At 39.5% G+C, this 25,716-nt stretch carries 20 protein-coding genes and 2 pseudogenes; 8 read left to right on the forward strand and 14 right to left on the reverse strand.

Annotated features, from left to right (window positions below; all coding sequences use genetic code 11):
• Complete coding sequence (locus tag J8Z25_RS18455; RefSeq protein ID WP_130052871.1) at positions 1 to 411, forward strand: Rrf2 family transcriptional regulator; 411 nt, start codon at positions 1 to 3, stop codon at positions 409 to 411.
• 55 nt (positions 412 to 466) lie between these two features.
• Here J8Z25_RS18455 and J8Z25_RS18460 read toward each other — a convergent pair whose 3' ends face one another.
• The 3 genes from J8Z25_RS18460 to J8Z25_RS18470 are packed head-to-tail and all read right to left on the reverse strand — an operon-like array spanning position 467 to position 4,161.
• Positions 467 to 2,470, reverse strand: a complete 2,004-nt coding sequence (locus J8Z25_RS18460) for an EAL domain-containing protein (protein WP_250662319.1) — start codon at positions 2,468 to 2,470, stop codon at positions 467 to 469.
• 41 nt (positions 2,471 to 2,511) lie between these two features.
• On the reverse strand, positions 2,512 to 3,315 hold the full coding sequence (locus J8Z25_RS18465; RefSeq protein WP_250662320.1) for an MASE3 domain-containing protein: 804 nt from the start codon (positions 3,313 to 3,315) through the stop codon (positions 2,512 to 2,514).
• 6 nt (positions 3,316 to 3,321) lie between these two features.
• Positions 3,322 to 4,161: a methyl-accepting chemotaxis protein gene (locus tag J8Z25_RS18470; RefSeq protein WP_250662321.1), complete on the reverse strand. Its 840-nt coding sequence runs from the start codon at positions 4,159 to 4,161 to the stop codon at positions 3,322 to 3,324.
• A gap of 150 nt (positions 4,162 to 4,311) precedes the next feature.
• On the opposite strand from J8Z25_RS18470, the gene J8Z25_RS18475 reads away from it, so the two are divergent.
• On the forward strand, positions 4,312 to 5,211 hold the full coding sequence (locus J8Z25_RS18475) for an IS5 family transposase (protein WP_250661049.1): 900 nt from the start codon (positions 4,312 to 4,314) through the stop codon (positions 5,209 to 5,211).
• 152 nt (positions 5,212 to 5,363) lie between these two features.
• On the opposite strand, the gene J8Z25_RS18480 is transcribed toward J8Z25_RS18475, so the two are convergent.
• Positions 5,364 to 6,461: an ISAs1 family transposase gene (locus J8Z25_RS18480; protein ID WP_175081192.1), complete on the reverse strand. Its 1,098-nt coding sequence runs from the start codon at positions 6,459 to 6,461 to the stop codon at positions 5,364 to 5,366.
• A gap of 276 nt (positions 6,462 to 6,737) precedes the next feature.
• Positions 6,738 to 7,139: pseudogene (locus J8Z25_RS18485) on the reverse strand (PAS domain-containing protein); the annotation flags it as partial.
• Between the two features lie 419 nt (positions 7,140 to 7,558).
• Here J8Z25_RS18485 and J8Z25_RS18490 point away from each other — a divergent pair.
• The gene (locus J8Z25_RS18490) at positions 7,559 to 8,458 is read left to right on the forward strand and encodes an IS5 family transposase (protein WP_250661049.1); all 900 of its coding nucleotides are present in this window, start codon (positions 7,559 to 7,561) and stop codon (positions 8,456 to 8,458) included.
• A 32-nt stretch (positions 8,459 to 8,490) separates the two neighbouring features.
• On the opposite strand, the gene J8Z25_RS18495 is transcribed toward J8Z25_RS18490, so the two are convergent.
• From J8Z25_RS18495 to J8Z25_RS18535, 9 genes and pseudogenes are all read right to left on the reverse strand, one after another.
• The gene (locus J8Z25_RS18495) at positions 8,491 to 9,276 is read right to left on the reverse strand and encodes a cyclic di-GMP phosphodiesterase (RefSeq protein ID WP_250662322.1); all 786 of its coding nucleotides are present in this window, start codon (positions 9,274 to 9,276) and stop codon (positions 8,491 to 8,493) included.
• 206 nt (positions 9,277 to 9,482) lie between these two features.
• Positions 9,483 to 12,629: pseudogene (locus tag J8Z25_RS18500) on the reverse strand (bifunctional diguanylate cyclase/phosphodiesterase).
• Positions 12,630 to 12,896: 267 nt separating this feature from the next.
• Entirely contained in the window at positions 12,897 to 14,282 is a 1,386-nt protein-coding gene (gene trhP / locus J8Z25_RS18505; protein ID WP_250662323.1) for a prephenate-dependent tRNA uridine(34) hydroxylase TrhP, read from the reverse strand.
• Positions 14,283 to 14,544: 262 nt separating this feature from the next.
• The gene (locus J8Z25_RS18510; RefSeq protein ID WP_250662324.1) at positions 14,545 to 14,784 is read right to left on the reverse strand and encodes a hypothetical protein; all 240 of its coding nucleotides are present in this window, start codon (positions 14,782 to 14,784) and stop codon (positions 14,545 to 14,547) included.
• Between the two features lie 28 nt (positions 14,785 to 14,812).
• Positions 14,813 to 15,712: an IS5 family transposase gene (locus tag J8Z25_RS18515; protein WP_250661049.1), complete on the reverse strand. Its 900-nt coding sequence runs from the start codon at positions 15,710 to 15,712 to the stop codon at positions 14,813 to 14,815.
• Positions 15,713 to 15,777: 65 nt separating this feature from the next.
• On the reverse strand, positions 15,778 to 16,065 hold the full coding sequence (locus J8Z25_RS18520) for a hypothetical protein (protein ID WP_250662325.1): 288 nt from the start codon (positions 16,063 to 16,065) through the stop codon (positions 15,778 to 15,780).
• 81 nt (positions 16,066 to 16,146) lie between these two features.
• A complete protein-coding gene (locus tag J8Z25_RS18525; RefSeq protein WP_250662326.1) occupies positions 16,147 to 18,249 on the reverse strand; it encodes a zinc metalloprotease in 2,103 nt (700 codons plus the stop codon).
• Complete coding sequence (locus J8Z25_RS18530; protein ID WP_250662327.1) at positions 18,212 to 18,766, reverse strand: hypothetical protein; 555 nt, start codon at positions 18,764 to 18,766, stop codon at positions 18,212 to 18,214. Before J8Z25_RS18530 ends, J8Z25_RS18525 begins: the two co-directional genes overlap by 38 nt.
• The gene (locus tag J8Z25_RS18535; RefSeq protein WP_250662328.1) at positions 18,766 to 19,377 is read right to left on the reverse strand and encodes a hypothetical protein; all 612 of its coding nucleotides are present in this window, start codon (positions 19,375 to 19,377) and stop codon (positions 18,766 to 18,768) included. The genes J8Z25_RS18530 and J8Z25_RS18535 overlap by 1 nt, the downstream gene beginning before the upstream one ends.
• Positions 19,378 to 20,137: 760 nt before the next feature.
• Here J8Z25_RS18535 and ndk point away from each other — a divergent pair.
• The 5 genes from ndk (at position 20,138) to ispG (ending at position 25,681) form a co-directional block, all read left to right on the forward strand.
• On the forward strand, positions 20,138 to 20,569 hold the full coding sequence (gene ndk / locus J8Z25_RS18540; protein WP_036972405.1) for a nucleoside-diphosphate kinase: 432 nt from the start codon (positions 20,138 to 20,140) through the stop codon (positions 20,567 to 20,569).
• A 171-nt stretch (positions 20,570 to 20,740) separates the two neighbouring features.
• A complete protein-coding gene (rlmN, locus tag J8Z25_RS18545; RefSeq protein WP_130052879.1) occupies positions 20,741 to 21,871 on the forward strand; it encodes a dual-specificity RNA methyltransferase RlmN in 1,131 nt (376 codons plus the stop codon).
• 113 nt (positions 21,872 to 21,984) lie between these two features.
• A complete protein-coding gene (gene pilW / locus J8Z25_RS18550; RefSeq protein WP_250662329.1) occupies positions 21,985 to 23,703 on the forward strand; it encodes a type IV pilus biogenesis/stability protein PilW in 1,719 nt (572 codons plus the stop codon).
• Positions 23,700 to 24,557, forward strand: coding sequence for a RodZ domain-containing protein (locus tag J8Z25_RS18555; protein ID WP_250662330.1), 858 nt, complete (start codon positions 23,700 to 23,702; stop codon positions 24,555 to 24,557). Before pilW ends, J8Z25_RS18555 begins: the two co-directional genes overlap by 4 nt.
• 5 nt (positions 24,558 to 24,562) lie before the next feature.
• Complete coding sequence (gene ispG / locus J8Z25_RS18560) at positions 24,563 to 25,681, forward strand: flavodoxin-dependent (E)-4-hydroxy-3-methylbut-2-enyl-diphosphate synthase (protein WP_167657411.1); 1,119 nt, start codon at positions 24,563 to 24,565, stop codon at positions 25,679 to 25,681.
• Positions 25,682 to 25,716 lie beyond the last annotated feature (35 nt).

Below are 25,716 nucleotides of genomic sequence, written 5' to 3' on the forward strand. Positions count from 1 at the left end.
ATGAGAAAAGACAGCCGACTATCGCGGGTTTTACATGTGCTGATCCATTTAGACAGTTACAGCCAACCTGTCACATCAGAGACATTAGCAAACATGTTAATGACCAATCCTGTGGTCGTGCGCCGTACTATGGCATTACTACGTCAAGCAGGTTATGTATCAGCTATTAAAGGTCACAATGGCGGCTGGCTACTTGCAACTCCCTTAACTGAGATCACCTTATTTGATATTCACCAAGCGCTTGGCGAAAAGAACCTATTTGTTATAGGTCTAACCGATGAGCACAGCAATTGCCCTATCGAACATGCAGTAAATAGCGCCATACAAAACGCGATGGATGACGCAGAATCGCTATTATTAAAACGATTTGCTGAAGTTTCTCTTGCAGAGCTTGCCAGTCAATTTCAATAATCCTGCTTTAGAGTATTTGGCGATTTCACAAACTCGTAGGTCAAATTCATAGAAATTAATTCAAGAGTATTGGTTTACCAAACAAGTACCCTTGAAAATACTGGCAACCAGAGTTTTTTAGATAAATAAATTGCTCTTCAGTTTCTACTCCTTCAGCAATAACATTCTTGCCTAACCCATCAGCTAAGGTCAATATTGCTTTTACAACTGATGCATCTTCAATGCTAGTCAGCATTTTATCAATGAAGGATTTATCAATTTTCAACGTATCAATTGGGAATCGAGTCAAGTAACTTAATGACGAGTAGCCTGTTCCAAAATCATCCAAGGAAAGCTTAATACCTATCGCTCTAAGTTTGTTCATCCGTTTAATTAGTCGTTCCGTTCCCATTAAAATTACTCCCTCAGTTAATTCTAATTTTAAGCGTGAAGGTGATATCAAATATCTTCCTATAACCTCAAATACTTGTTCCACAAACTGTGGATCCTGAAATTGTAATGAACTCACATTAACTGCAACACTACTATTACCTTGTATTTTACCGTCTCTCATATCTTTACATACTTGCTCGAGTACCCATAAGCCAATACGATTGATTTGTTTCGACTCCTCAGCAACAGGAATGAATATATCTGGTGAAATACTGCCAAGTAACGAGCTATCCCAACGAAGTAATGCTTCATAACCAACTAAAGATTCTTCAGTGTCATGAATTGGCTGATATAAAACTTTTAATTCATTTCTTGGAATTGCATTAAGTAAACCTTGAGTTATTTCGTTCAGTTCCAAAATCGACGCTTGTAATTTTGGATCATAAAAGCTAACTGTATTTTTACCTTTTTCCTTAGAGTGGTACATTGCAATATCGGCTTCTTTAAGGGCTTCAGATAAATCAAAATCGTGATTTTTAAAAATTGTCACACCTATACTTGGTGTGGTATTCACTTCAAATCCATCTAAGAAGAAACTTTGCGAAATAACACTACGTACATTTTGTGCAAAAGTATCAATTAAAAGGAAATCACTGTCGCTTGCGTATTTTGGTTCATCTAACAAAATGACAAATTCATCCCCCCCTAATCTGGCGACTAAGTTCGGAGAAAAGACAATTCCTTCCAAGCGTCGAGATACCTCTTTAAGTAATAAATCACCCACACCGTGACCTAATGTATCATTGACCATTTTAAAATTATCTAGGTCTATTAAAAGTAAAGCATAATATTGTTCCGATGCTTTTAGCTTCAAGCTTTTTGCTTTATCTTTCAGGTGACGCCTATTAGGTAAATTAGTCAGTTCATCATACATAGCTAACCTATGTACATTTTGCTCTGCAAGTTTCCGATCAGTAATATCGGCACGAATAGCAATATACTTTTGTGGTTTATTATTATCGCCCATAAAAGGGACTATTGTAGAGTTTACCCAATATAAGCTGCCATCTTTAGCGCGATTGCATACTTCCCCAGACCAAACTTGACCACTACGAATTGTTTTCCACATCCCCTTAAAAAAACTAGGCGGATGAGTTCCTGAGTTAACTAACGAATGAGTTTTCCCAATAAGCTCAGCTTTTGAATATTGTGAAATATTACAAAACTTTTCATTAACGCATGTAATAACTCCTTGACTATCGGTGGTAGCAACTATTGCATGTTGATCTAGTGCTTTTTTTAATTCAGCTCGACTTCTATTAAGTTCCTCATTTTCTTTTTCAGCAAGTTTTACCTCAGTAATATCTTCAATCAAACAAAGTAAGCTTAACACCTCACCTGCTGAATTCTTTTCCGGTATAGCAATAATATTTCTATATAGCTGTGAGCCATCAAAGGCTAAGTGATTCAATGAAAATCTAATTTGCTCACCTTGACATACCTTTATCAAATAAGGCATTACTTTATCTACAATATCTTGTGGAAAAATATCTTGAATACGCTGATCTCTAGATGTTTTATCTAAGTAATAATATGTATCTAGGGCATTCTTATTAAAGTAACTTAATTTAAAATCGATACTAAGTCTTAGTACTCCTATACCCATATTATCTAGTATGTTATTCAACTCTTGTTTCTTCTTTGATGCATATGCTTCTGACTGCCCAGCTAGAAAATATGGGTAAGAAACTCCTTCAATAAAATACTTTTGTAGATAAGCAGCGCACTAACTAATTTGATCAAATGTGCAATTACAAGGTAACTGTCAGATAGGGATTGATAATGAGTCACTAATAATGAAAATAACGCCATACACATAGAGGATAACGTAAAATAAAAATATCTTCGTTTCCCCTCATTTGAATACTTTCCATAGAACAGCATCGCAACAATGACATACCCCACGAGTAGGAAATACTCTATTACTTCTTTTGTATTTGTTACTCCCTTGCCTTCTATAAAGAATAAAGGAAGGTATGACTCGTATAAATTTCCACAAGACATTAACACTAAAGATACGATACCACCTGAGCATAACCAAAGAAGTTTTTTACCTGGCAGCAAAATTGATAAAGCAATAGCAGCAAATGTAATTAACTCAAATGTTCGAGCGAGTATAGAAAAAAAGATTGACTTTTGGCTCGAGCTTTCAGAAATAAATGCAGGCATACCAGAGAATGAAATGGCATTCATGTAATCCATTATTACAATAATACTAAAGCCAAAAATAATAATATTACTCTGTTCAATATAGCGCCCGTCAAGCCTCTGAAATTCAAGTAATACGATCGATGAAAACACAAATATAGGCAATAGCTCTAATGTAAGGTGAAGTACTATTCCACCTTTTTGTGGAATGATATTTATTTGTTCCAATCCCCAAAAGCTCAATAAAAAGAACATAATAAGTATCGATATTGATTTAAGATGACCGTTCCTTTCCTTCTGAAGTTCAAAAGCAAGATTAAACATAATTTGTTACCTTTTAAACCTAACGACCAATTCGTGTAATTCATTCGATACTGCTTGTAATTTAGCTATCGACTGGGAAACTTTATCTGCATTTGTAACTCCAACATTTGCTAATTCTGAAATATTCACAATTTGATGGTTTATATCTTCAGCAACATGAACTTGTTGCTCAACAGCGGCGGACATCTGGGTAGACATATGAGCGATTTGATCAACAGCGACGACTATGCCATCAAGCATCTTAGCGTTATCATTCACATTGCATACTCCATGCTTTGCTTCATCATTGCCCAACTTAGCCTTTTCTTCAGCACTACTCGCCTTAATTATTAAGTTGTGAATAATATCGTAGATTTCTTTTGTAGAAGACTGTGTTCTCTGGGCTAGTGTTCTAACTTCATCTGCAACAACAGCAAATCCACGCCCTTGTTCACCTGCTCTTGCTGCTTCTATAGCAGCATTCAGTGCAAGTAAATTTGTTTGATCCGCAATTTGCTCAATTAATTGGGCTGCATTTGAGATACGCTCAGTTTGAATTGAAACGTCTGTAATAGACTCTCCTATTTGTGACACTGTATTTTGTAATTGGTTAATCGAAGTCATTGTGACTTCTGAAAAACGCTTACCAGAAGTTGATAATTTGGAAGCAGTATCAGCCTGATTAGCCGTTTCGGAAATATGCCGTGCCACCTCAGCAATCGTTGTGGTCATTTGATTCATGGCCGTAGCAACTTGAATTGTTTCTGATTGCTGGTTTTGCAACTCACTACATGTTTGCTCAGTAAGTATAAGGCAACTATGAGACTCTTCCGATACAGCCAAGGCCGCATTTTCTATTCTAGTCAAAATAGCACCTAAATGAGCAAATTGACTTATTATTGCGACTTCTAACTTGCCTAAGTCTCCTGATTTATTCGGCGTTGTTTCCTAAAAGTTTGAACTATCTTGCCAGCCTGTGATCAGATCATCTATATCCTACTAGCCCGTGCAACAACAATGAGCAAAATCACAAACTGGTCTCACTATAATCAAGCCCTCGTTAACCGCGGTAATATTCGCTTCTGGTTTGACGAAAAAGCAACGCGTCATTGGTATAACGAATGTACTCACGGTGGGCGTGGCCGCTCTAATCATTTCTCTGATCTTGCTATTGAAACTTGCTTAACACTCAAAGCTGTCTTTGGCTTGTCGTTCAGGGCACTACAAGGGTTCACACAATCGGTATTATCTTTGATGAAGCTTCCGCTTGAAGCCCCAACCTACAGTTGTCTGTGTAAGCGCAGTGCTGAGTTGAATATTAAATTTCGCAGTAAAGTCCGCACCACTGGATTTGTAGATATTGTAGTTGATAGCACAGGACTTAAGGTGTTTGGCGAAGGTGAATGGCATGCACAGAAGCACCACGTAAAGGCAAGAAAAAAGTGGCGAAAACTGCACCTTGCGGTGGATGCCAACACGCATGATATTGTGGGGGCGCAAATGACGCTCAGTAACGTCACCGACGGCGAGACCCTCCAAGATTTGATAAGACCATTACGCCGGCGTATAGATAGAGTGAGCGCTGATGGTGCTTATGATAGCCGCCGCTGCTATGCAGAAATTACTGAAAAAGGCGCGATACCTGCTATCCCGCCGAGAGAGAATGCACGGCTGTGGACTGATAAGCATCCACGCAATGAGGCTGTCATGTTGTGCAATAAGTTAGGAATCGCACAATGGAAAAAGCTCAGTGGATATCATGTGCGCTCATTAGCAGAAACAGCGATGTACCGTTTTAAACAGTTGATGGGGGCTAAGCTAAATGCGCGTGATTACAATCGCCAGCTGGTTGAAGCGATGATCAAAGTGAAGGCGCTAAATAAGATCAACACCCTTGGTCTGCCTAAATATCAGTAAGTTAAGTGAGTTTGTTAGAGAGCTGTATTTGATCAACAAGGCCGATTTATTCGTGTAAGTTTTTACGGCTAAATCATCTTTAAAACTACTTCCAAGCTTTTCCAACAAGTCATTGACTATCCCAGGGTGAGAGCATACTTTGTTAACAAGTATTAACCAAAGATAAGCTCAGCCCTGAATTCATCGTCAAAACTAGCCCTAACACACTTACTGCGTATCGAGTCTTTACGGCCTTTGTGCTGTTTTACCAGGTTGCGAACAACCCGTCTGAACAGCGCCATATTCTCCGCCGAAATCGGCTCGCTTATCTGGCAAGCGTCTTCCTTAAAGACGACATCCAACACCCAGTGCTGCTGATTTTCTATGTGCCAATGATGGCGGATTGCTTTCTGCAACATCTGTGCATCTGGCTCGACAGAAGTAACATAAAAGTGCGTGTCTATTTTTATTATTGAGTCGGACTTATTGTGCCTTTCGACTGCGACCAACGAAGTAAGCCCTGGCCATTTTTCTTTTATCTCTTTAGGCAGTTTGTCTGCTTTTAGAGCGTAAGTGATCCGTGTTTCCTGACGTCCATGCCCATTGCTGGTTTGTACGTCCTCAGGCAAATCTCCCTCTTCTTCAAAAGCTTTTTCAAAACATGAAGCGACTGCTTTATAAAGCGTTTTCTGATTTGCTTTGACCTGAACCAAATAGTCCGCATCTCTTGAAGTCAGTGCTGAGAGTGTCGCTTTCTGACAATGTAGTGCATCTAGTGTGATGATAGAGTCTGAAATATCGAGCACATCTAATAAGGCCCTAACTGCTGGGATCTCGTTAGATTTACTTTCTACGGTACGCTGATACAAAGTTAAACCAGATTCACAATCAAAAGCGGACACCAAGTGTAAGTTATCCTCACGCTTTTTACTGGCACCACGCAGAGTTTTCCCATCAAATGCAATAATTGGCTTGTCAGATTGAGTTCGTTGCTCGTTAACCCAACTAAGCAGGGCCAAAATCAGAGAGTCAGTTTCCACTGTTTTAAGAATACGAGCAATACTATGTCGCGTTGGAATACCATGTTTAAATGCTCTGAACTGTCGGAGCCAAGACAGCTTGCTGTGTCCAAACACTTCGATATCTTTCCAGCCTTCACAACCAGATAAAACCGCCGAAATGATAAGAAATAAGACATCAGTAAGGTCATGATGTTGATTGATGAAAGAACGCTTATCTTCCACAAGTTCAAGGTGGCTAAATAACGACATAATTAACAAGTAGATAGTGACAATGTGGGCGTTATTAGATCAGAAAAGAGGCGGATGTTAAAGCCTTTTTACAAAGTGCGATCCCGCCGTGTTGACTATCCGACGTCTAGATTTTATTGAACAAAAAAAGTTAATAGTAAAACTTAATATAAATAAAGTAATAGCAAGATATTTATGCTCAATATAATTTAATAAAATTGCGAGAATAAAAACAAAAAAAGTTGTAATTTCACAATAGTAATTATTTAAATTACTTTTAGAAGCAGAATTCGCATGCCTAAGTTTTGGATAAATTTTTTGTGCACGCATAACATCTTCTTGCTTAGGGCAAGAACGAACTGATTCATAACCGGTTATTACCCCTTCATGGCAAATGGGGGTTACATATGCGTCTACCCAATAAAAGCGGCCGTCTTTACATCGATTTTTAACTAAGCCCATCCATGGCTTGCCATCCTTTAGATATTTCCACATGTTTTTGAATGCAACTTCGGGCATATCAGGGTGCCTAACAATATTGTGAGGTTGCCCAATTAATTCACTTTTATCAAAACCACTTATTTCAACAAAGTGATCATTACAATCAACAATGTTGCCATTAACATCCGTGACTGATATTAATTTTTTTGATTCTGGAAATGTTATTTCTATATTACTTACAGGCAAATTACTTCGCATAAAATGAGTACCATTTTAATCTCAAAGAACAGTTAAAATTTAAAAGCACCTTTATAGAGAATGTAGGTTATTAACTTCTATGAAATTTAAAAAGAGGAGGAAATTAAGTACTTATAAAAACCAAAGGCATTTAGCTATACTTACCCTTATCAACAACTGACTGAACCGGAGGTATATTTTTACCGACTTTCACTTTGCCATTATTTAAGTCTTCATTAATAAAAACATGTGACTTATCTCGCAGTTCAACTTGAATTCCTTTCGGATACAGCCGAATGAAGTTTATAAACTTTGCAGTTAGAATATGATCAAACTTTCCAATTTGCGCAGAGTGGTAAAGGCGTTGTTTCCTAAAAGTTTGAACTATCTTGCCAGCCTGTGATCAGATCATCTATATCCTACTAGCCCGTGCAACAACAATGAGCAAAATCACAAACTGGTCTCACTATAATCAAGCCCTCGTTAACCGCGGTAATATTCGCTTCTGGTTTGACGAAAAAGCAACGCGTCATTGGTATAACGAATGTACTCACGGTGGGCGTGGCCGCTCTAATCATTTCTCTGATCTTGCTATTGAAACTTGCTTAACACTCAAAGCTGTCTTTGGCTTGTCGTTCAGGGCACTACAAGGGTTCACACAATCGGTATTATCTTTGATGAAGCTTCCGCTTGAAGCCCCAACCTACAGTTGTCTGTGTAAGCGCAGTGCTGAGTTGAATATTAAATTTCGCAGTAAAGTCCGCACCACTGGATTTGTAGATATTGTAGTTGATAGCACAGGACTTAAGGTGTTTGGCGAAGGTGAATGGCATGCACAGAAGCACCACGTAAAGGCAAGAAAAAAGTGGCGAAAACTGCACCTTGCGGTGGATGCCAACACGCATGATATTGTGGGGGCGCAAATGACGCTCAGTAACGTCACCGACGGCGAGACCCTCCAAGATTTGATAAGACCATTACGCCGGCGTATAGATAGAGTGAGCGCTGATGGTGCTTATGATAGCCGCCGCTGCTATGCAGAAATTACTGAAAAAGGCGCGATACCTGCTATCCCGCCGAGAGAGAATGCACGGCTGTGGACTGATAAGCATCCACGCAATGAGGCTGTCATGTTGTGCAATAAGTTAGGAATCGCACAATGGAAAAAGCTCAGTGGATATCATGTGCGCTCATTAGCAGAAACAGCGATGTACCGTTTTAAACAGTTGATGGGGGCTAAGCTAAATGCGCGTGATTACAATCGCCAGCTGGTTGAAGCGATGATCAAAGTGAAGGCGCTAAATAAGATCAACACCCTTGGTCTGCCTAAATATCAGTAAGTTAAGTGAGTTTGTTAGAGAGCTGTATTTGATCAACAAGGCCAGTGGTAAATTGTCTCAATTGCGTTTACTCGAGAAAACTCTTCTCGATAATGACGCTTAGATGTTAAGGCAACATATGTGTCAATAATACGGATTATACGTGCTTCAAGTGGGATTTCAGACTTTATTAAGCCATAAGGGTAACCTGAGCCATCACAGTTTTCATGATGACACTTAATAATTTTAATTACATTCTGCTCTACACCTTGAGAGATTAAAGCTTTACAACCGAGTTCAACGTGCTCATGAATGCTTTTGAGCCCTTTAGCTGATAACTGTTTCTCATGTTTATAATCGAAATTAATTAAAGACATACCAATGTCTTTTAAAAAGGCTGACTTTGCAAATGGAATGAGTTTATCTTTTCTTAATCGAATTTCTTTAGAGAACAAAGCTATTAATACTAATAATCTCACTGATTCTCTAAACGTTTGAGAGTCTTCACTAATTTTTTCATAAATAACCCCAAGCTGACTAGCATCGTTTAAAACAAATAAAACAATATTCGCTACAGCTTTAGTTATTGACTTATTGTCTAATACTTGTGATTGTTTACAGTCTTCGACTGCAACTTTTAGGATAGATAAACCTTTACCTAACTCAGTGATGGATTTTTCTTCAGAAACATATAAAGCCCCCTCAAATTGCTTGAGTTTGTATTTATCTTGTTCTGATTTTATTTTTACTTTACTTGTTAAAAAAGGCGTTTTAAGCCAATGTTTATTGACCCTAACTTGCATACCTTTTTTTAATTGATTGGATTCAACTTTTTTCAATTTAAGTAACCTTGTAATAAAACAATACTAGTTACTTGCCGTCTTCCCACTGACAACTCATCCTTTATGGCGTGAATGTTACTTAAAAAATTTATTTAGATCAATATAAATAAAAAAAACAACCCACAAAAAACTAAACTTATTAATATTTTTATATTATACAACCTACAATAGGAACAAAGTATTCTTACTACTTTTCCGCACACTTAATTTTTAATATTCTCAAAAAACGTGTAAAGCATTTCTAATGGCAACGGTTTACTGAAGTAATAACCTTGTACTTGTGAACACTCAAGCTGTTTAAGTATTTTCAGCTGTTGCTCTGTCTCGACTCCTTCTGCAATTGACTCCATACTTAATGCGCTGGCTAAATCAATCATAGCTTTAACGATTGCAGTGTCTGCATCGCTGGGGGTTTCTAAATCATCAATAAACGATTTGTCGATTTTTAGCTTATCAAGGGAAAAATCTTTTAAATAATTCATCGACGAATAGCCCGTACCAAAATCATCAATCGACATTTTAAAACCTGCCTCACGCAATTTTGTTATAGTGTTTAATGCAAATTTGGGGTTCCCTACTGCTATTGTTTAAGTTAACTCAAGCTCAATACATTCAGGCTCAATGGAGTAAGTTTGTAATACCGATATTAAATCACCGAGTAAGTGTTTATTAACAAACTTAGTTGCAGACAAGTTTATTGCAAAAGTGAGACGCGGCATGCTGTCATCTCGCCATTGACGAATTGTTTTAACGGTATGTTCGAATACCCAGTCATCAATTTCACTAATGCGGCCACTGCTTTCAGCAATGGGTATAAACTCAGCAGGAGATACATTACCTAGTGTTGCTGAGTGCCAGCGTAGTAATACTTCAACAGCCACCGCATGGCCAGATGCAATATCAATTTGCGGTTGAAATACCAAATAAAACTCATTATTTTCAAGAGCGAAATTAAGTGCATTAATGATTTGTAATTGTCTGAGCCCAGATTTATTCATTTCTTCGGCGTAAAATAAGGCATTATTACGACCTAGTCGCTTAACCTCAAACATCGCTGACTCAGCCATCTGTAATAGAGGCTCAAAATTTTGCCCATCAATTGGATACAAGGCAACACCAACAGAAGCTGTAACAACAATTAAATCATCATTAATCGTAAGAGGTTCACTGATCACCTTTAATAAGTGGTGACAGCTCTTATTTATTGCACCTGTTGAAGTATAAGGTGTGATAAATGCAAAGCGGTCTCCTTGCAAGCGAGCAACTATAATATGCTCACCCATAAAATTACAAATTCGTGCACTCAAGTTCTGCAGCACAAGGTTACAGTTAGCCATTCCTAGTGCTTTATTTAGAATTTTAAAATTATCTAAACCAACTAAAATAAAAGCTGCTTTTACATCTTCTTGAAGTTTAATTGTTTGTTCAAATTCAATCTGCAGCTTGTTTTGGTTTGCAAGCCCTGTTAGCTGATCATAATAAGACAATTGATGTATAAGCGTTTCACTTTCGACTTCTTTCGTTACATCATGCTGAAATGAAATGTAGTTTGTTACCGAACCTTGCTTATCCATCAATGGGTAAATGGTGGTTTGCTCAACAATCACTTTGCCATGCTTAGTCTTATTAACCAATGCACCAACCCACGCTTTTCGTTTTTTTAAATGCTCCCACATATTTTCGTAAACACTGGAATCAGTTTGCCCTGCACTTATTTTATCGGGCCTTTGGCCTATTAGTTCATCATAGTCGTACTGGCACATCTCTAAGTAAGCGCGGTTCATGTACTCAATTTTTGCATCTGTATCTGTAAACATAATTGGGTGTGGATTTTGCTCAACCGCTTGAGACAATATATGCATGCGTTTATTTAGATTAATTTTATGAAACCACTGCCATACAGTCAGCATTCGCCTATCATGCTCGCTAAAAACCTTCGTTTGGTGCTGAAGAATTATCGCCATATGGCATTGACTATGGCGCATCACCGGCACCACCAATAATGAGCTTGAGTCGCTTGGTAAGCCATACTCTTTAGCATGTTTATAGTTAACAATAACAGCTTCACCTGCCGCTATTTTAGCTTGTAATTTCTCAGTGCATACATCAAAGATAGTGCCTGGCTCTGCTCGATAGGAATGTTGCTTTTGTTCGTTACAAAGAAACAAAGCTGCGCCATCGCAATTAGTGATTTCAAGCGATTGATTTACCGCAAAATTCAATAAAATATCTTGATCGTCTTGAAACGAAATTTCGGTAAGCCGTAACAATCCTCGATTGAATTTACTTTGCTGTGCAAGTGCTGCCATACGGCCTACTTTATCTGATACATCGCGAGCATTAATCAGATATGTTGGCCCATCACTTTCATGATCGAACAAAGTTATCGAAAACTCAAAATGAATACATCTGCCATTTATGGTGATCGGTAAGGTATTTACCAAACACACACCGGACTTTTTAGTCTCCATAAGCATACGCATAAAGTCATCTGCATCTGATTGCTCAAACATACTGCTAATATTTTGACCGACCATACCTTTAGTAAATATATGACCATCTGAGTTATCGCTGAAGACTTCACGGAACGTACCGTCTCTTTCAAGTTCAAAAACAGAATCAGGCAGTGCCGTGAGTGTTGCTTTTAACTGTTTAGAAAAGTTATCTAGAGCTGTATAAGGCTTTGTTACAGTCTCAACAAAGAGGACCTTATACAATAAAAAATAAGTTAACCCTTTATAAACATGACCAAAAAAATTAAAGGTGTTGGTAGTGTGCGACGCATCATTTAAAACCAAAAAACAGACCTCACTTAAAATAGCTAATAAACAAACGATTGTTTTACCAGCAATATTTAAGTTTTTTCTAGGCTCGCGAAGCTGTATTGCAAACATTACAGCGGCTGCACCATAAAGCGCAAAAACAAGCATATCAATTAAAAACTTAATATGGCTACCACCCACTCCTTCAATATATATTTCTGGCAGTAGCTCTGGAAAATAAAAAAGTGAGCTCGCAATGAATAAACTAAATAGCAGCAAAGAGGTAAGTAAAGCACGCGCATTTAACGGCTTATATTTGACCCAAATACCTGCTGCAATAATTAAAAATGCAGCTCCATTAAAGAGCCGTGCAACTAACCAAAGGCTAATAACTAGATTCATATCAGCATCGCCTTCATGCATGCTGTCAAATGCTAAAAAGTGCAATGAGTCGAAAATAGCTACGCAAAGCATGGTGCAAGAAAGCAGTAACAGTTTGTAGTTATTAGTGAAATGCCAAGTATTCCAGCCAATAGCAAAAATTAAAAACGAGATCACAACTGAGAACAATTCGACACAGGTATGCATCGCTATATAAAAAGGAATAGCAGCAATAAGACCTAATTGCTCCAATAGCAAGACAATGGCGAGCAGCAATACACCTACCGCAATAAAAGGTACTGTATGTAAAAGCTCTCTTTGATGTGATGGATGAACGACGTATTTCACTATAGTTTTTGATTATGTTTTATTAATACCCTAGAAAAAAGGATAGTAAAAATAACCAGTAACGACAGAGAATTACTAAAAAAAGATGAAGTAAAAGCGCTAAGAGTGACTTAGCGCATCTTTCAGTTAAGCTTTATTGAATGGATTACGGGTGTCTTGATCTGCATCTAGGTTACGCATCAAAATAGCATGCTCTAAATCGAGGTCTTCAGGCAAAGGAATTTTCACAATATGTCCTGAGCCTTTCGCATCACTAATGGCTTCACCTTTTTTATTTTCCATAAAATCTAGCTTGAAGTTGATGTTGCCTTTAGGTGTCATAAGCTCAAGTGAATGACCGGTACAAAATTTATTTTTCACATCAATTTCAACCAAGCCATTACTAGTGCGCCCTAATACTTCACCAACAAACTGCTGCTTATCTGATACAGAATGACCATACTCATAATTTTGATAGTCTTGATGCGCATGGCGCTTTAAAAACCCTTCGGTATAACCGCGGTGAGCTAAGTTTTCTAGGGTTTTAAATAAGTTGGCATCAAATGGACGGCCTGCAACAGCATCATCAATAGCTTTACGATACACTTGTGCAGTACGAGCAACATAATAGAAAGACTTGGTACGGCCTTCAATTTTTAAACTATGCACGCCCATTTTAGTAAGCTGATCAACATATTGAACTGCACGTAAATCTTTTGAGTTCATGATGTAAGTGCCATGCTCGTCTTCAAAAGTAGGCATGTACTCACCAGGGCGGCCCTGCTCTTCAAGCATGAACACTTCGTTACTTGGTGCACCATCACCGAGAGTTGGGATCACCGCTTTAGGGTCGATTTTATGCACCATTTCGCCAGTTTCATTCTCGGTGCCTGGTTTCACATCGTAATTCCAGCGACATGCGTTAGTGCAAGTACCTTGGTTTGGATCACGCTTATTGATATAACCTGATAGCAAACAACGACCTGAATACGCCATGCAAAGTGCACCGTGAACAAATACTTCAAGCTCTGTATTTGGGCATAATTCGCGAATTTCAGCGATTTCCTCTAGCGATAACTCACGCGATAAAATAACTCGCTCGATACCTTGCTGAGCCCAAAAGTTCACCGTGGCATAGTTAACCGCATTGGCCTGCACCGATAAGTGAATCGGCATATCTGGCCACTTTTCACGAACTAGCATGATTAGCCCAGGGTCAGACATGATCAGCGCATCAGGCTGCATAGCAATGACTGGCTCAATATCTCGTAAGTACGATTTTACTTTGGCATTGTGAGGAGCAATATTCGACACCACATACAATTTTTTATTTTGCGCGTGCGCTTCGTTGATACCAATCTGCAGGTTATCTAGGTCAAACTCATTGTTACGAACACGAAGGCTATAACGAGGTTGGCCAGCGTAAACAGCATCTGCACCATAAGCAAAGGCATAACGCATATTCTTTAAACTACCCGCAGGTGATAACAACTCAGGCGTAAAAGGACGAGGGGTCAAAATAGGTGACGACATGAAAGCTCCACACATCGAACCGAGTACAAGTCGGTTGCATGAATTAATACAAGAATGAAGCGCGGCAGTATAATAATCTGCCCAGTAATTTTATTGATCTAGATCATGATTGATGAAAACTCAGCAAACTAACTATGAGCCTATAAAAAGAAAAAAGGTGACCAATCCTATGGCCACCTTTTAAGATCAAACTCAATTAACTATCCAGGGTAATTGGTTTGGATTTGCAATTGTTAACTGCAAAATTCTTAACAAAAAGTTTTTACACACCGGTTAGGCGCTCTCGACCTTTTTTCCACAACAAGAACTGATAACCAAGCAATCCGTCTGCTTGTATATTGATTCGTCCACCTGCAGCTTTTATAACTTGCAAGTGCTTTGGCTTATCATCGAGTTCAAATTTGAACTGTAATGACTTGGGAGTTTGCTTAATCAAGCTAATTGCAATCTCGTGCTCTTTTTTAGCATGAATAGTTACCATTTCATCGGCCTTGTTGATCAAATACAGCTCTCTAACAAACTCACTTAACTTACTGATATTTAGGCAGACCAAGGGTGTTGATCTTATTTAGCGCCTTCACTTTGATCATCGCTTCAACCAGCTGGCGATTGTAATCACGCGCATTTAGCTTAGCCCCCATCAACTGTTTAAAACGGTACATCGCTGTTTCTGCTAATGAGCGCACATGATATCCACTGAGCTTTTTCCATTGTGCGATTCCTAACTTATTGCACAACATGACAGCCTCATTGCGTGGATGCTTATCAGTCCACAGCCGTGCATTCTCTCTCGGCGGGATAGCAGGTATCGCGCCTTTTTCAGTAATTTCTGCATAGCAGCGGCGGCTATCATAAGCACCATCAGCGCTCACTCTATCTATACGCCGGCGTAATGGTCTTATCAAATCTTGGAGGGTCTCGCCGTCGGTGACGTTACTGAGCGTCATTTGCGCCCCCACAATATCATGCGTGTTGGCATCCACCGCAAGGTGCAGTTTTCGCCACTTTTTTCTTGCCTTTACGTGGTGCTTCTGTGCATGCCATTCACCTTCGCCAAACACCTTAAGTCCTGTGCTATCAACTACAATATCTACAAATCCAGTGGTGCGGACTTTACTGCGAAATTTAATATTCAACTCAGCACTGCGCTTACACAGACAACTGTAGGTTGGGGCTTCAAGCGGAAGCTTCATCAAAGATAATACCGATTGTGTGAACCCTTGTAGTGCCCTGAACGACAAGCCAAAGACAGCTTTGAGTGTTAAGCAAGTTTCAATAGCAAGATCAGAGAAATGATTAGAGCGGCCACGCCCACCGTGAGTACATTCGTTATACCAATGACGCGTTGCTTTTTCGTCAAACCAGAAGCGAATATTACCGCGGTTAACGAGGGCTTGATTATAGTGAGACCAGTTTGTGATTTTGCTCATTGTTGTTGCACGGGCTAGTAGGATATAGATGATCTGATCACAGGCTGGCAAGATAGTTCAAACTTTTAGGAAACAACGCCCATTTCATCCTGATTAAAGCGGTATTTTATTTGTTTATTTGTTGCGATTAGCTTCGGCATTAAATCAGCGATATGTTCATTCCAATTAGCTGACTTTTTTGCATATTCAATTGAAGCTGCTTCATCTAGCTCCCATGTGGTCAATAACTCTTCTGGCGCGCTTAAACTTTTGTTTAGTGAGTTTGAAACTTGATTTATTTGTGAACTAGTTTGATAAGAAATAAAGCTTAAAAGCAACAAAGCGACTGCATTTAATATTATTTTTTTTAACATGAAGACTCTTTAATATACTTAAATTAAAGACCCACTTACTAAGTTACTAAGTGGGCCTTTAATTATTAACACGACAAAGTATTAGTCATCTAAATGCGCGCAGCGACCAAACTCAGCACCAAGTTTGACAGCTTCAACTACTTGCTTAGGGAAGCTAAGCTCACGGTCGCGCCCGTTATCACATACGAAGGCTTTATTAGCATCAACTTCTATTGACAATGTTAGTCCTGCTACACCGGCCATAATCTCAGAGCCGTTCGCACTTAAGCCAAACATGTTATCAGTTAAGATACCTTTTGCCTCGCTTACACCTTGTTTCCCAAAGAATTCCTCTGTTGACATCCAACCGATACCTTCAAGGTAAATAGCGCCAACAAAACCGCCCGCTAATCCACTACCAGCGCGGCCAGTAATTACTGACAAGTCGTCGTTTGCATCAAGTACAATGATTGAAGGTAAGCCAAAGCCTAATTCAACTAATTCTTCATGGCTGTAGCCTAAGTCACAGTAGTTTGTCCAAAAACTTACCGCAGGAATGTTGTCACACCAACGTAAACTACCAATTTTCTGCGTTGTATTAGATACGGTATCCCATAGTTTAACGCCAGCAGAGCGACGGTTTTCGATAGCACCAAAAGCAACATAACGACCATTTTCAGAGATAACTGAATTGTCGATTGCACCAAACTCAGTATAGGTATCTACAAACTCACCATTAACCCAAGCAATTTGAGTAAAACCATTTGTTGAGCCTGTAATTGTTTCCCCATTACCCGAAATACGATCAGCACGGGCCCATGCTGTGCGACAGATCTCTGTATCACCATCCACTAAAGCGATTTCTTTACCAGAATTATAGGAGCGATCAACCATTTTAGTACCTGGTAATAAGTTCGCTTTGCCTGTTTTAACATCCCATACGGTTGGAATTCCTACAGATCTAGCGCCTTCACCTTCTGCACAGCGGTTCGTACCATCATATGGGAAACGTGTATTACCAACGACAAGTTTACCTGCATCATCCATATCCCAGATGCTATGCGAGCTATCACCTTGTTGACTCGATAATGTGCAGCTATTACCAGTTAAATCTTCAAGCATTGATACATGGCCAGAGTTAATATCCCATACACCACCTTGCATAATACCGTTATCATTAAAGTGTGCTGTAATAGCTGCTTTAGTGGCAGTTTTATTCATAGCAGTGTTTGTAGAGCTTAATAAGGCGTAACCATCAGGGCTTACTAGAGTATCAAACGATTTAGTCGCACTGTCATATAAAAATGGAATACCTGATGATGTAGTTCCTAGTGCCTTTTTACCATTTTTAGCGTGATCCACCACAAACGCTGAAACCAATGGCGTATACTGAATACCATCTTGATAACCGTTAAAGAACATCTCAACTTGTTTAGTTTCACCTGCAGAAACAACAATTTCAGTTAAGGCACACGCATTGTCGATACTTGGATTAGCACTTTCATCTTCATTCCAATACTCTGCTTCTGACAGAATATTTGTTTGCTGAGTTGGGTAACCCCCAGCATTAATCTCTTGAGTGTAAAGTGCATAACGCGCACCTGGCGTTAAGCCATTAATAGTGAATGAGCCATCTGGGCCAATTCGACCTTGAGTCATATTACCAGACTGTTGAGTGATCACATCTTCATAAGGGTTATCAAGGTTTCGAGCTATCAAGTTAATACCTGAATACTCAACGCCTTCTTTTGTAAAAAGCTTTCCTCGAATACTACCAAACTTTGATTTGTATTCCTCTGTAGGATAAAGGTCAGAAATATTAACAATATCGTCTTTTACATTAATTGTGTGCTGATTAGAGCCTGCGCTTGAACGAACATTAATAAATGGGAACATTGTTTCAATAGCAGAAAAATCAAGCATACTTGAGCTGGTAAATTCAGTAACTCCAGTACAACCAGGTACACCATCGTATTGTGGGCTATAGCTTGCCGACATATAAACTAAGTGACCGTTTGCCTGCGAGTGAGACATATTGATCGCATGACCAAACTCATGGGTGAATACCCCACCAACTTGCGTGCCATCAGTATCATTAATATCTACATACCAACCGTTCATTAAAGCTGTCGCTTCAATAATCTCACCAGTTTCCTCATCTGCCCACTCAGGGAATGCAATACCCAATACTGAGTCGCGACACACCAAAATAGTTTTCTAAAATGCCGCCATCAGTGTCGTAATTGACCCAAAACCCATAACCGTTCTCAACACCATAAATTTGGTCTACATTTTCAGCGGTTACATCCGCAATGCCTGTTTTCTCTAAAATAGTACCTTGCACAGACATCTCAAAAGTCGATGTCTCTACATCCGACCACTCTTTCACAGCATTTGCTGTTACCACATTAGCTTGTTCAATTGTTAAAAATGTATAATCACGTTCAAGCTCTGTATTAGCAGGGATTATTGTGCCATCAGGTAAAGTAACATCAATGTTAAATACAGTGCCTTTTTCAAGTACCGTGAAGGTTTCAACATCGTTACCATCTTTATCTTTGATAAGTTGACCGCCATCAGTCCATACTGGAATACTGCCTTTTGAGGTGTCCCATTTGTATGGCTGCATTGTCGGTTCATGAATATAAAGTGGACCACCTGCTAAAACACCCGTTGAAACAGTTGCAAGGACTAAAGCTGCTGAGATTTTAGAAAATTTCATTATTGTTGTACTCCAGAAAACTTACCCACTAAATCCATGAAAACACCTACATCAACCGCACCAGGTGTGGTTAAAAGGTTTTGTTGTTCAGTTGACAACTTACTGGTGTCCACCCCTTCAAAAACACCATGATTAGCAAAACGATTTTCTACCTTTCCATTTCGCACCACAAACTTACCTTGAGCGAGACCTACTGTAGTTTGAAAACCTGTGATTGAGGCTGGCTTATACATAAAAGCAATCACTTGTTCACCTTCACGCCATTTAGAAAAGCCTTCTGGTGTTGCACCTAAATACACTTTGCCATTGCCCATTGAGCGAGGCTTAATCAAACCAAACTGGCGAAATGTGTAAGTAGAGTCGCCTTTTAACTTGCCTTTGGCATCTGAAGACACCTTAATAGTTACTTCAGTATATGGACGATTGTTATCAAAACCATCTGTTACACTTACCACCTGACCAGCAATAATACTTTGTGACTCAGCTGTCATTTCTTGTAAATTTTGTTGTTTTAATTTCATTGCATTCGCTGCTGGCGAAAGTGTCATCATCGTGCCTAAAGCAAAGGCTGAAGCACATGACAGCTTGGTAAACGCGCTGCGTAATTTCATTGTTATCTCCTTCAGTTATTCGAATTGTTATCTCAGAATCGGACTTTGCAAATGACAAAGTAGCAATCCATTTCTAATTTATGACTGAATAAAAGTTGGAATTCACGTAAAACCATGTAGCGTTTTGTACACTAAAAATTAACATTTAGATTACAGCATTATGTGAACTTTTCTTTTGAGGCTAGCTATTAGCGAACGAGAAAAATATAGTAAGAGACTAATTTATAAGGAAAATTAAAACTTTACATGATATTGCAATATCAAGTGAAATTAACTTAACTGAACCCAGAATTAACAACTTGGCATCATTTGTTAACCACTTGTTTGTAACAATAAAATTAAGTTCAACTTAAAATAATAAGGCTTTTAAATTACTTAAAAAGCATTTCATTACTTAGTCAAAACTTTGAAGATATTAATAGGGCCTTGCGATTCAGCGCAGACATTTAGCATACATATCTTAAACATGACTATTGCTCTGATAAAAGATTGCAAAAAATCAAAAGCCATCGCCAACTTAGCTTGCGAGATGCGAGAAAAGGTTAGAGTATCAAATGCCAAATATGCACAATTGCTGAAATATCAGTAGGTTTTTGCTCAATTATTGAGTCACTGTTTGACTTTGTATAGAGGTAATTTGATCATTCATGAAAATGCCATCAAATGACTATTTAAAAAATTAGGAATTTTCATGTAAAGCGCGTATAATTCGCGCCCGTTAATATTTAACCTTTAAATTTAAAATTATTGGAGCATAAAGATGGCTTTAGAGCGTACTTTTTCAATCGTAAAACCTGATGCAGTTGCAAAAAACCACATCGGTGCTATCTACAACCGTTTCGAAACGGCTGGTCTTAAAATCGTTGCAGCTAAAATGGTTCACCTTTCAAAAGAAAAAGCTGAAGGTTTCTACGCTGAGCACAGCGAGCGTCCTTTCTTCGGTGCTTTAGTTGAGTTCATGACATCTGGTCCAGTAATGGTTACTGTTCTTGAAGGTGAGAACGCAGTACTTAAAAACCGTGAAATCATGGGTGCTACTAACCCTGCTGAAGCACTAGCTGGTACTTTACGTGCTGACTACGCAGACAGCATCGACGAAAATGCTGTTCACGGTTCTGACGCTGTTGAATCAGCTGCACGTGAAATCGCATACTTCTTCGCTGACGAAGAAATCTGCCCACGTACTCGTTAATTTCGAGTTCACAGCTAAGTCTGTGATGCAGAAGAAAAAGGGCTTTCGAGCCCTTTTTTAGTCATTAGCTAAGCCTATTGTAAATCTGTTTAGCTAATGACTAAGCCGATTAAATAATATACAATCGCGCACCCAAACTACTTTACCACCGTCACTGATTGAGGTTGTTTCATGACCACTGAAAAAAAGATTAATTTATTAGATTTAAACCGAGATGCAATGCGAGAGCTTTTTGTATCATTCGGTGAAAAGCCATTCCGTGGTGATCAGGTGATGAAATGGATTTATCATTTTGGTGTAGACAATTTTGACGATATGACGAACGTCAACAAAAAGCTTAAAGAAAAGCTAAAAGCGGAATGTGAAATTGTTGCTCCTGAGATCTCAGTTAGACAAGAAGCAAGCGATGGCACTATCAAATACGCCCTCATGCTGCAAGGTGGCCAAGAAGTAGAAGCTGTTTGGATCCCAGAAAAAGACCGTGCAACTTTATGTGTATCTTCTCAAGTAGGTTGTGCACTTGAATGTACCTTCTGCTCAACAGCACAACAAGGCTTTAACCGTAACTTATCTGTGTCAGAGATCATCGGTCAGGTTTGGCGTGTTGCAAAAGACATTGGTTTAAACGGCGACAGCACTAAACGCCCAGTTACTAACGTGGTAATGATGGGTATGGGTGAGCCTCTGCTTAATCTTAAAAATGTAGTGCCAGCGATGGAACTAATGATGGATGATTGGGGTTTTGGCTTATCAAAGCGTCGCGTGACATTGAGTACATCAGGTGTGGTACCTGCTCTTGATTTATTAAAAGAGAAAATCGACGTAGCACTCGCTATTTCATTACATGCGCCAAACAATGAGCTGCGTGACGTACTTGTACCTATTAATAAAAAGTACCCAATCGAAGAGTTTTTAGCGGCGTGTCGTCGTTATATTGATGGCTCTAAAGCAAACAAAGATGTGACTATCGAATACGTTATGTTGCAAGGTGTTAACGACAGCACAGATCAAGCTCATGAATTGGTTAAAACTTTGAAAGGGACACCTTCAAAAGTAAACCTGATCCCGTTTAACCCATTCCCGGGTAACGAATATGGCCGTTCTAGCAATAGCCGTATCGACCGCTTCTCTAAAGTATTACAAGCAGCGGGGATTACCTGTATTGTTCGTCGTACGCGAGGTGATGATATTGATGCTGCTTGTGGTCAATTAGTGGGTGATGTTGTCGACCGTACTAAGCGTTTAGCGAAAAAGAAAATGCGCGAAGATAACGCAATTGCGGTAAATATTCATCAAGCATAAACAGAATATTTAAAGATAAGCCTTTGTGATAAACACGTTATTTTAAAATAATAGATGCAACACAAAGGCTTTTCGGTAAGATAGGCATACGGAATCAAAGAAGAGATTAGGTAATGCGTTCTATACTTGCCATTACTGTTAGTGCATTCGCATTAACAGGGTGTGTTACAGAAAACAGCTACGACGGAAGCGACAGACCCGTTGTAGAAAAAAAGATTAATAATACCGGTGCTGCTCGTACTCGTATCGCTCTTGCGTTACAGTACTTAAAAACGGGCAACAACTCGCAAGCAAAATATAATCTAGAACGTGCCGCAGACTTTGCACCTGACCTTCCTGAAGTTCACTACTCTTTAGCCTATTACTATCAACAAGTTGATGAACCAGATCTAGCAGATAAAGCCTATCAACGCGCTTTAAAAATCGCCCCAAATGATCCAAACACCTTAAATAACTATGGTGTCTTTTTATGTGGCATTGGCAAATACGACCGTGCAGCAGAAGAACTTCTTAAGGCGATCGCAGTTCCTAGCTATATCCGTGTAGCTGAAAGTTACGAAAACTTAGCCTTATGTGCGATTGAATTTGATGACTTTGAAAATGCAGAAAAATACCTAAAATCAGCGCTAAACCACAGCTCGCAGCGCCCTTCTTCAATGATTAGCCTAGCCGGTTTATATTACGCTAAAAGCGACCTTCATAAAGCTGAAGAGGTGATTGAAAAATACGAATCAACTGGTCGAGTTACCCCTCGTGCACTCATGCTCAGCTACCTTATTCAGCAACGTATGGGCCATATTGAAAAAGCCGAAACAACCGCAGCAATCATTTTACAAACCTACCCAGGTTCAGTAGAAGCAAAGGCCATTTCTTCTGGGCAAACTAAACGTTCTGAATTTGAAATACTACGTGAAAAATATCGTCAAACGCTGTTAGAAGAGCTTAAAATTTCTAGCGACAGCAGCATCGTCAGTAAAGATCAGCCAAAAATTCGCATAGTGAAAAGAAAAGCTCCTGATAATCAAACCCTTGTTGCTGAGGCGTCAGTGGCTGCTGCTGAGCAAGAGTCACAACTCGTAGCCAGAAGCAATGAACAGGTAGCAGCTGAGGTAGACTCAGACAGCGAAGAAAAGCCATCAACCAAAGCATTAGCCTCAACACAACCGCTCAATACAACGCCAAAGACGCTCACTGAACAAACTGACCAAGGCTTCCAAACAGTTACCTCTCGTAAAGTTAAACAATCCCCTGTTAATGCAAAGCAACAAAAACAAACAACAGATGAAGTGACCATCGTGTCATTTGGTGCGCCGCAAACGCCTAACGTTCAACAAACGCCAGCAAGCACACCAAGCACTAATAAAAATGCTGGTACTGTGGTGTTTTATGAGGCAGAAAAAGACGCAAACGTATTTAGTGGCAGTCAATATAGCAGTTCTTCAGCAGATAACACTGACTTTAGCGTGACGGATCAGCCGCTTAATTTACCAATGCTAAACGCAAATGTACCGGCGCTGAATATCCCGTATCATATTATTGAAAATGGTGAAAACCTGTTTAGTATTTCGGTGCGATACAATGTTAAACTACAGAAGATTTTGCAGTGGAATGGCTTAAAAGAATCAGACCGAGTCCAAAACGGTACTCGCATTTTTCTAAACAATCCGAATATTTATCACAATATCAGTGATGGCGACACACTTTATAGCATAGCCACACAGCATAGCGTATTAATCGATCAGTTAATGCGCTGGAACAAATTGAGCCCAGATGTAGCCCTAAAACCTGGGCATAGACTCTTATTGGTAGATCCAGACTCATACGCATTATGAATGAAGAAAACAATTTAGAACAACCGCAAGAAACGCTCGGCCAAGCACTAAAAAAGCGCCGCGAAGACACAGGCATGAGCCTTGAGCAACTTGCTGGAGCATTAAAGTTATCAGTTTTACAGTTACAACGATTAGAGAATGACGAGCATGAACTACTAGGCCCTGCAACTTTTGTGAAAGGCTATATCAAAAGTTATTGTCGTGAGCTTAAAATCGATAGCCAAGCGATGCTCGAATTATTACCAGAGCACGTTGAACCTGCAAAGAAATCTAAAATGCAGAGCTTTTCTCGCCGTACTGAAAAAGAAGCTAATGACAGCCGCTTAATGCTGTTTAGCTACTTTATCTTAGCGGTGATCATTGGCTCATCTGTGTTTTGGTGGTGGCAAAATAGCAACCAGAATATCGAGGAGCCGGTAACGACGGTGATGCCAAACCAGCTTGAAAGCAGTGATATTTCACCTGACTTAGCTGTAGCAGCGCCTGCTGAAGAAACAATCATTCAGCCTGAAGTAGATGTGCCTACAACCAGCAACGAAACACAAAACCAAGCTGCATCACAAAACCAACCTGCTGCTCAGCCACAAACTGAAAAGGCAGATCCTGAGCACAGCGAAGTGGTGATGCACTTCAATGAAGATAGCTGGGTAGAAATTCATGATGGCAACGGCGATCGCATCGCTTTTGGCGTTAAAAAAGCAGGTTACATCATGAAAGTAACCGGCCCCCAACCATTTAATGTTGTATTAGGCAAACATCAAGTGGTTGATATTACGTTTCAAGGCGAAACCATCGATACCTCACATTTTGCCAAAAATCGCTTAGCTAAATTTACTTTACCGTTAACAGAGTAACCGCAATGTTTTCAGAATCTCCTATTAAACGAAGAAAATCGACCCGTATTAACGTAGGTAATGTGCCAATTGGTGATGGTGCCCCCATTGCCGTTCAATCGATGACGAACACTAATACTTTAGACATAGATGCTACAGTTGCACAAATTCAAGCTATTCAAGATGCTGGTGCTGACATTGTGCGTGTTTCAGTGCCGACTATGGAAGCAGCTGAAGCATTTAAAAGCATTAAAGAACAAGTCACTATTCCGCTGGTAACTGATATTCACTTTGACTACCGTATTGCGTTAAAAGTAGCTCAATACGGGGCTGATTGCTTACGCATTAACCCTGGTAATATTGGTAGCGAAGAACGTATTCGTGCCGTTGTAGACTCAGCAAGAGAGCACAACATTCCTATTCGTATTGGTGTTAATGGTGGTTCATTAGAGCGAGATTTACAGGAAAAATATGGTGAGCCAACACCTGAGGCACTCCTTGAATCAGCTATGCGCCACGTTGAGATCTTACAACGTTTAGACTTTGATCAATTTAAAGTATCTGTTAAAGCGTCAGATGTATTTTTAGCAGTAGGTGCATATCGATTACTTGCGAAAGAAATCGACCAGCCACTGCATTTAGGTATTACCGAAGCAGGTGGTATGCGCTCAGGTTCTGTCAAATCAGCTGTTGGCTTAGGTATGCTACTTGCCGAAGGCATTGGTGATACGTTACGTGTGTCACTTGCTGCTGACCCAGTACAAGAGATTAAAGTTGGCTTTGATATTTTAAAATCATTACGCATTCGCTCACGCGGTATTAACTTTATTGCATGTCCCAGTTGCTCACGCCAAGAGTTCGATGTAGTTAGCACCATGAACCAATTAGAAGAGCGCCTAGAAGACGTGGTTGAACCTATGTCAGTGTCTGTTATTGGGTGTGTAGTAAATGGCCCTGGCGAAGCTCTTGTCAGCGATATCGGCCTTGCTGGTGCAAATCGCCGCTCAGGCTTATATATCAACGGTGAACGTCAAAAAGCACGTATTGATAACGATAATATAGTCGAACAACTTGAAGGCTATGTACGTGACTTTATCGCTAAGAAAGAGAAAGAAACGCCAATCGACATCAAAATCGTTGAATAATTCGAATTATAGTCGGTAAACCCTCGGGTTTGCCG

Origin of the sequence: Pseudoalteromonas sp. SCSIO 43101 (genome assembly GCF_023650775.1) — a bacterium.
GTDB lineage: Bacteria > Pseudomonadota > Gammaproteobacteria > Enterobacterales > Alteromonadaceae > Pseudoalteromonas > Pseudoalteromonas apostichopi.